Raw genomic sequence first — 6,650 nt, 5'->3', positions numbered from 1 at the left:
TTCGTCAGCCTCGCCTCAGCATTGCTGTGGCTGCCCTTTGTCCACGTGGCCTAGTACATTCTCAATTCCGGCCGTTCACACGGGAGTGGTTATACTTCGACCCGCACCTTAACGGGATGACTTATCAGCTCGCGTCGCTTTACAAGAGCGATCCGAATCCAACTATCGCTTTTCTCGGCATAGCCTCTAGTAACGAGTTTACTGCACTTGGCGTTGACCGCGTGTTCGATCTTGGTCTGGTTAAGGCGGGCAATGGTGGTACGCAAGCCGTCGCCCGTTACCGCTACACCAAGTCCGGCGAGCGGGTGGACAACATCACCGACTGGGCACTCGCGCGGTTCCGGGAGCGGTACGAGGAGGAAGCGGGACTCCGGGTCAAGCCCGGGGTGACGAAGGAGGAAGGAGCAGGAGAACGAAATGAGGGAACGAACCACCGCCCCACCCCCGTCACCCCGGACTTGATCCGGGGTCCCGCTTCTCCACCGACGATCACCAAGGACGCGATCTTCCACTACGTCTACGCCGTCCTCCACGACCCCGTCTACCGCGAGACTTACGCACTCAACCTCCGCCGCGAGTTCCCGCGCGTGCCGCTCTATCCCGATTTCCAGGCGTGGGCCGCCTGGGGCGAGACGCTGATGCGGCTCCATATCGGCTATGAGCAGGTCGAACCCTGGCCGCTCGACCGCGCCGACGCCCCCGAACCCAAACGCGCCGCCGGCACGCACCCCAAGCCGACCTTGCGGTCCGACCCGGAACTCGGCGTCGTCCGGGTCGACGCCGACACGCAGCTGTCGGGCATCCCGGCGGCGGCGTGGAGCTACCGCCTCGGCAACCGCTCCGCGATCGACTGGGTGCTCGACCAGCACAAGGAAAAGACCCCGCGCGACCCCACGATCCGCGAACGCTTCAACACCTACCGCTTCCACGACCATAAGGAGGCGATGATCGACCTCCTCGCCCGCGTGGTGCGGGTGAGCATGGAGACGGTGGCGATCACCGACGCGATGCGCGGGGCGGATCGGGGGACGGGAAAGGCTACCGCTTAGTTTACTCGGAGCGCGCCTTTAAGCAGCACGAGCGCGGCGACCGCGTGCTTGGCGTCGCGGTCCGCTGGGGACCGCGCGCCGCGCCAAGCGCGGATCACCCGTCGAACGCGCAGCCGCAACCGTCGCGCGTCCGCTTCGGTCAGCACCGCGTTCAGGTCGTAATCCGCATCCTCGCGCATGGTATGGGCGTCGATGAACGTGGCGGCCAAATCGCGCACGAACGTCGGGCGGCGAACGGCCCGGTGCCCGAACCCGCGCGCATGAACTCGGCGATGGACGCGTCGACCGCCGCGCCGCGCACCTTGGTCATCGTCGTCTTAACGCCCGCGTGGGTGATCGCGCGCGCGAGCACGCGCCGCCGAACCCGCAAGTCGTTACCCGTCCCGATCACGCTGCGGCTGACCTCGTCGAGCAGGAAGTGAAACAGCGCGTAGTAGGTGGTCGATATGCTCCGGCGCACGCGCGCGCCCGGCAACCGTCCGCGCCGACTTGGCGATCGCGCCAGCAGCATCCGCGCCGCGACCAGCAATTCCTCGTCATGGGTCGCCATCAAGCGGCGTCTAGGAACCTGACGCTGGGATAACGATCGTCGACGGTTGCAACTTCGCTCTCGATCCGCTCCACGAGCGTGTTGAGGTCGGCGTCCACGTCGCGCTTTGGGAGGCGAACGGTCACCTCGACCCGCAGGAAGTCCGAGCCTTCGCGATCGCTCGCCGATTCGACCCGGACGTCGTCGACCGCGTCGGCAAGCGAGCTGGCCTTGGCGATCCGCAGGACCCGATCCTTCAGCGTGACTACATCCTCAGTCATGCGCCGTTCTACCACGGCGGCGGCGGCGATGCGAGTAGGAGCGGGCTAAGACTGAGCCAAGACTGATCCGTCGTCGATCGGGATCGGTGGTGCCGAAAAACGCAAGGGCTCCGGGAAAGCCCAGAACCCTTGCGCCGACCGGGAAAGCCCAATCCGTCGTCCTACCTAGAGCGACGAAGCGTCGCGGCCAAGCCGCGCCGTGCGGCGGTCGGTCGCGGATCGACGGGGAATAAGGTTAGGAGAGTAGAAGGGCGACGCGGCCTAGCCGCGCCGTCGGACGGGCTCGCTGGCGCGACCCGCCGGCCGGTCTTCGCCGTCTCGCTTCGAGCTGCGCGTGCGGGCAGCAAGTAAGCCTTGGGGCTTACTTGCTTCGTTCGACTTGCTCGAAGTCCAGCTCCACCGGCGTGGCCCGCCCGAAGATGCTGACGGAGACCTTCACCTTCGACTTGTCGAAATCGAGCTCCTCTACCGTGCCGGTGAAGCTCGCGAACGGGCCGTCCAGGACCTTGACGGCGTCGCCGATCTCGTAATCGACCTTGATTTTCTGCTTGGGCGCCGCCGCCGCCTCCTCCTTGGAGTTCAGCATGCGCGTGGCCTCGGTCTCGCTGATCGCCTGGGGCTTGCCCATCGCGCCCAGGAATCCCGTCACCTTGGGGGTGTTCTTGACGAGGTGGTACACTTGGTCCGTCATGTCGAGCTTGGCGAGCACGTAACCGGGCATGAACTTGCGCTCGACCGCGATCTTCTTGCCGCGGCGGGCCTCGGTCACCGTCTCGGTCGGGACCTCGATCTGCTCCACCAGCCGGTCGAGCCCCAGGCGCGTCGCCTCGGCCATGATCGCGTCGCGGACCTTGCCCTCGAACCCGGAATAGGCGTGGATGATGTACCAACGCGACATGATCTGAACCCTTGTACGGTTTAGCGGGCGAGACGCAGCAGCGCCTCGACGACCGCATTGAAGAACGAGTCCACCCCCAAGAAGAACAACGCCAGGATCGTGGTCATGATCACTACCATGATACCCGTCATCACCGTCTCGCGGCGCGTCGGCCACACGACCTTGGCGGTCTCGGCCCGGACCTGGGCGATGAACTGGGCGGGGGATGTCTTCGCCACGGTGGGGTACTCGCTTGGGTGGAGCTGACCGCGGCCACGAACCCCGCCGCCGCTTTCCTGGCGGGGAGCGGCTGGAGGATCAATACGCGATCGGCAAGTCACCTCATCTAACCGCGCGGCCCCACCCGCGCAAGCATCGAGGCGGCGGAGGGCGTAAGCGTCACCGGTCGTATCGCTTAATTCCCCGCCGCCGAAGCTTCTCCAACCTGCGTCGCTTGGCCCGGAGCAGGAGCAGCGGAAAACCGATCGCCGCGACCGCCCCCATGATCCCGTAAGCGAGCACCTCCCGGCCGATATCGAAGATCATGATGCCCGCGCATAGCTATTAGGAGGAATGGCAGGGGCACTCGGACTCGAACCGAGGGCCTTCGGTTTTGGAGACCGACGCTCTAACCAGCTGAGCTATGCCCCTATGCAACCCCCCCCTATATTCCGACAAGCGGGCATGCAAGCCGACGCGTCGGCGTTGAGGCGAAACGTAGAATTGGGCTAGAATCGGAAATCCAACATTGCAACGGGATTTCGAGCACCCGTTGACCGTTCGCGGCTCCGGGCGTATGGGCACAAACCGTCAGGTGTGGGCTCGCCTCCGCTTGGACGATTGAACATTGCTGGATGCATTCCAGGGCCTTCGGGGTGGCGCTCGCCGCCGCGTATGGTCCTTTTCTGTATTCCCGAGCGTCACTGCTCCAGCAAAGTAACCACGTGAAAGGTGAAGGCTTCAATGCCGACGATCAATCAGCTGGTCCGCCATGGGCGCGACCCGCAAAAGGCCAAGTCCAAGGTCCCCGCGATGGAGCAGAATCCGCAGAAGCGCGGCGTCTGCACGCGCGTCTATACGACGACCCCGAAGAAGCCGAACTCGGCTCTGCGCAAGGTGGCCAAGGTTCGCCTGACCAACCAGCGCGAGGTCATCTCGTACATCCCGGGCGAGGGGCACAACCTCCAAGAGCATTCGGTGGTGCTGATCCGCGGCGGCCGTGTGCGCGACCTCCCCGGTGTGCGCTACCACGTGCTGCGCGGCGTGCTCGACACGCAGGGCGTCAAGGACCGCCGCCAGTCCCGCTCCAAGTACGGCGCCAAGCGTCCGAAGTAAGCCGGTCGGCATTCCGTCCGACCCACAAGGCTGAAGCATAGAAGGAATACTAAATGGCTCGTCGTCGTCGTCCCGAGAAGCGGGAAATCCTGCCCGACCCCGTCTATGGTGACGTGGTCCTATCGAAGTTCATGAATTCCGTCATGCTGGACGGCAAGAAGTCCGTCGCCGAGTTGATCGTGTACAGCGCGATGACGACGGTCGAAACTCGCGCCAAGCGCGAGCCGATCGGCGTGTTCCACGACGCTCTTAACAACATCAAGCCGGGCATCGAGGTCCGGTCGCGCCGTGTCGGCGGCGCGACATACCAGGTGCCTGTCGAGGTGCGGCCGGAGCGGGCGCAAGCGCTGGCGATCCGCTGGCTGATCGGCGCGGCGCGCTCGCGATCGGAGAATACTATGTCGGCGCGCTTATCGGGCGAGCTGATGGACGCCGCCAACAACCGCGGCAATGCGGTGAAAAAGCGCGAGGACACGCATCGTATGGCGGAAGCGAATCGCGCCTTCTCTCATTACCGCTGGTAATCGTCACACCTACATCATGGGAGGTCGGATCATCCGGCTCCCCATATCCTCAAGGAAGCAACGATCATGGCCCGCAGCCATCCGCTCGAGCGTTATCGCAACATCGGCATTATGGCGCACATCGACGCCGGCAAGACGACGACGACCGAGCGCATCCTCTATTACACCGGCAAATCCTACAAGATCGGCGAGGTCCATGAGGGCACCGCGACGATGGATTGGATGGAACAGGAGCAGGAGCGCGGGATCACGATCACGTCGGCCGCGACTACGTGCTTCTGGAAGGCGGCCGAGGGTCAGGGCGAAGAGCACCGAATCAACATCATCGATACGCCGGGTCACGTTGACTTCACCATCGAGGTAGAGCGCTCGCTCCGTGTGCTCGACGGCGCGGTCGCGTGCTTCGACGGGGTCGCGGGCGTCGAGCCTCAGTCGGAGACGGTGTGGCGTCAGGCGGAGAAGTATCATGTCCCAAGGATGTGCTTCGTCAATAAGCTCGACCGCACCGGCGCGAATTTCGAGCGCTGCGTCGAGATGATCAAGGATCGGCTCGGCGCCCGTCCGGCGGTGCTGTATTTGCCGATCGGCATCGAGGGCGGCTTCAAGGGCTTGGTCGACCTAGTCGAGAATCGCGCGATCGTGTGGCTCGAGGAGAGCCTGGGCGCGAAATTCGAATATCAGGATATCCCGGCCGAACTGGCCGACGCTGCCGCGACCGCGCGGTCCGAGCTGATCGAAATGGCGGTTGAGCAGGACGACGACATCATGGAGGCGTATCTGGAGGGCAACGAGCCCGACAGCGCCACGCTGAAGTCGCTGATCCGCAAGGGTACGCTGAACTTTTCGTTCGTGCCTGTGCTGTGCGGGTCGGCGTTCAAGAACAAGGGCGTCCAGCCGCTGCTCGACGCGGTGGTCGACTATCTGCCGAGCCCGCTCGATATCCCGCCGGTCGAGGGGCTGAAGCTCGATGGCGTATCGCCCGAGGCCCGGCCGCCCGAGGACGGTGCGCCGATGTCGGCGCTAGCGTTCAAGATCATGAACGACCCGTTCGTTGGCACGCTTACCTTCGCCCGGATCTATTCGGGCAAGATGGACACCGCGTCGGTCGTCATGAACTCGGTCAAGGACAAAAAGGAGAAGGTCGGGCGCATGCTGCTGATGCATGCGAACAGCCGCGAGGACATCCAGGAGGCGTTCGCGGGCGACATCGTCGCGCTGGCGGGGCTGAAGGACACCACGACCGGCGAGACGCTCTGCGCGCTGAACGCCCCGATCATCCTCGAGCGGATGATCTTTCCCGATCCGGTCATCGAGCTGTCGGTCGAGCCCAAGACCAAGGCCGACCAGGAGAAGATGGGCGTCGCGCTCAACCGGCTCGCGCGCGAGGACCCGTCCTTCCGCGTGTCGTCCGATGCCGAGAGCGGCCAGACGATCATCAAGGGAATGGGCGAACTCCATCTCGAAATCTTGGTCGACCGCATGAAACGCGAGTTCAAGGTCGAGGCGAATGTCGGCGCGCCGCAGGTCGCTTACCGCGAGTATCTCGGCAAGAAAGTCGATATCGACTACACGCACAAGAAACAGTCGGGTGGCTCCGGCCAATTCGGCCGCGTCAAGGTGACGGTGGTGCCCGGCGAGCGCGGCACGGGCTTCCAGTTCTTCGACGAGACCAAGGGCGGCAACATCCCGAAGGAGTACATCCCCTCCGTCGAGAAGGGCATGCGCGAGACCGCCGAGACGGGGTCACTGATCGGGTTCCCGATCATCGATTTCGAGGTTCACCTGACCGACGGCGCGTATCACGACGTCGACTCGTCGGCGCTTGCCTTCGAGATCTGCGCGCGCGGCGCGATGCGCGAAGCAGCGCAAAAGGCGGGGATCAAGCTGCTCGAGCCAATCATGAAGGTCGAGGTCGTGACGCCCGAGGATTATCTTGGCGACGTCATCGGCGACATGAACTCGCGCCGCGGGCAGATCCAGGGCACCGACAGCCGCGGCAACGCGCAGACGGTCGAGGCGATGGTGCCGCTGGCGAACATGTTCGGCTACGTGAAC

At 64.3% G+C, this 6,650-nt stretch carries 10 protein-coding genes and 1 tRNA gene; 4 read left to right on the top strand and 7 right to left on the bottom strand.

The window, feature by feature from the left end; translation table 11 throughout:
- Positions 1-26 precede the first annotated feature (26 nt).
- Positions 27-1,049, top strand: a complete 1,023-nt coding sequence (locus tag ACFE71_RS14315; protein WP_375429438.1) for a type ISP restriction/modification enzyme — start codon at positions 27-29, stop codon at positions 1,047-1,049.
- Here the strand turns inward: ACFE71_RS14315 and ACFE71_RS14310 are convergent.
- The 7 genes from ACFE71_RS14310 to ACFE71_RS14280 all read right to left on the bottom strand — a co-directional run bounded on the left by ACFE71_RS14310 (position 1,046) and on the right by ACFE71_RS14280 (position 3,387).
- The gene (locus tag ACFE71_RS14310) at positions 1,046-1,228 is read right to left on the bottom strand and encodes a hypothetical protein (RefSeq protein ID WP_375429437.1); all 183 of its coding nucleotides are present in this window, start codon (positions 1,226-1,228) and stop codon (positions 1,046-1,048) included. The two genes, ACFE71_RS14315 and ACFE71_RS14310, sit on opposite strands and share 4 nt — an antisense overlap.
- Positions 1,201-1,599, bottom strand: a complete 399-nt coding sequence (locus ACFE71_RS14305) for a hypothetical protein (RefSeq protein ID WP_375429436.1) — start codon at positions 1,597-1,599, stop codon at positions 1,201-1,203. The genes ACFE71_RS14310 and ACFE71_RS14305 overlap by 28 nt, the downstream gene beginning before the upstream one ends.
- Positions 1,599-1,859 carry a hypothetical protein gene (locus tag ACFE71_RS14300; protein WP_375429435.1) on the bottom strand — a complete coding sequence of 87 codons (261 nt, stop codon included), beginning with the start codon at positions 1,857-1,859 and terminating at the stop codon, positions 1,599-1,601. Before ACFE71_RS14300 ends, ACFE71_RS14305 begins: the two co-directional genes overlap by 1 nt.
- A gap of 361 nt (positions 1,860-2,220) precedes the next feature.
- Positions 2,221-2,757: a transcription termination/antitermination protein NusG gene (nusG, locus tag ACFE71_RS14295; RefSeq protein ID WP_375429434.1), complete on the bottom strand. Its 537-nt coding sequence runs from the start codon at positions 2,755-2,757 to the stop codon at positions 2,221-2,223.
- A 20-nt stretch (positions 2,758-2,777) separates the two neighbouring features.
- Complete coding sequence (gene secE, locus ACFE71_RS14290) at positions 2,778-2,975, bottom strand: preprotein translocase subunit SecE (RefSeq protein WP_375429433.1); 198 nt, start codon at positions 2,973-2,975, stop codon at positions 2,778-2,780.
- Between the two features lie 160 nt (positions 2,976-3,135).
- Positions 3,136-3,282, bottom strand: coding sequence for a hypothetical protein (locus ACFE71_RS14285; protein WP_375429432.1), 147 nt, complete (start codon positions 3,280-3,282; stop codon positions 3,136-3,138).
- A 28-nt stretch (positions 3,283-3,310) separates the two neighbouring features.
- Positions 3,311-3,387, bottom strand: a tRNA-Trp gene (locus ACFE71_RS14280).
- A gap of 312 nt (positions 3,388-3,699) precedes the next feature.
- Between ACFE71_RS14280 and rpsL the strand changes: the two genes are divergently transcribed.
- The 3 genes from rpsL to fusA form a co-directional block, all read left to right on the top strand.
- Positions 3,700-4,071, top strand: a complete 372-nt coding sequence (gene rpsL / locus ACFE71_RS14275; RefSeq protein WP_375403511.1) for a 30S ribosomal protein S12 — start codon at positions 3,700-3,702, stop codon at positions 4,069-4,071.
- Positions 4,072-4,124: 53 nt separating this feature from the next.
- Positions 4,125-4,595, top strand: coding sequence for a 30S ribosomal protein S7 (gene rpsG, locus ACFE71_RS14270; RefSeq protein ID WP_375403512.1), 471 nt, complete (start codon positions 4,125-4,127; stop codon positions 4,593-4,595).
- A gap of 66 nt (positions 4,596-4,661) precedes the next feature.
- Positions 4,662-6,650 (top strand): elongation factor G (fusA, locus tag ACFE71_RS14265; protein WP_375429431.1); only part of this gene is annotated, 1,989 nt, incomplete at its 3' end.

It is taken from the genome of uncultured Sphingomonas sp., from assembly GCF_964237155.1.
Classification (GTDB): Bacteria; Pseudomonadota; Alphaproteobacteria; order Sphingomonadales; family Sphingomonadaceae; genus Sphingomonas.
The sequence above is the reverse complement of the archived record's forward strand: the minus strand, read 5'-3'. Positions and strand labels throughout refer to the sequence as shown.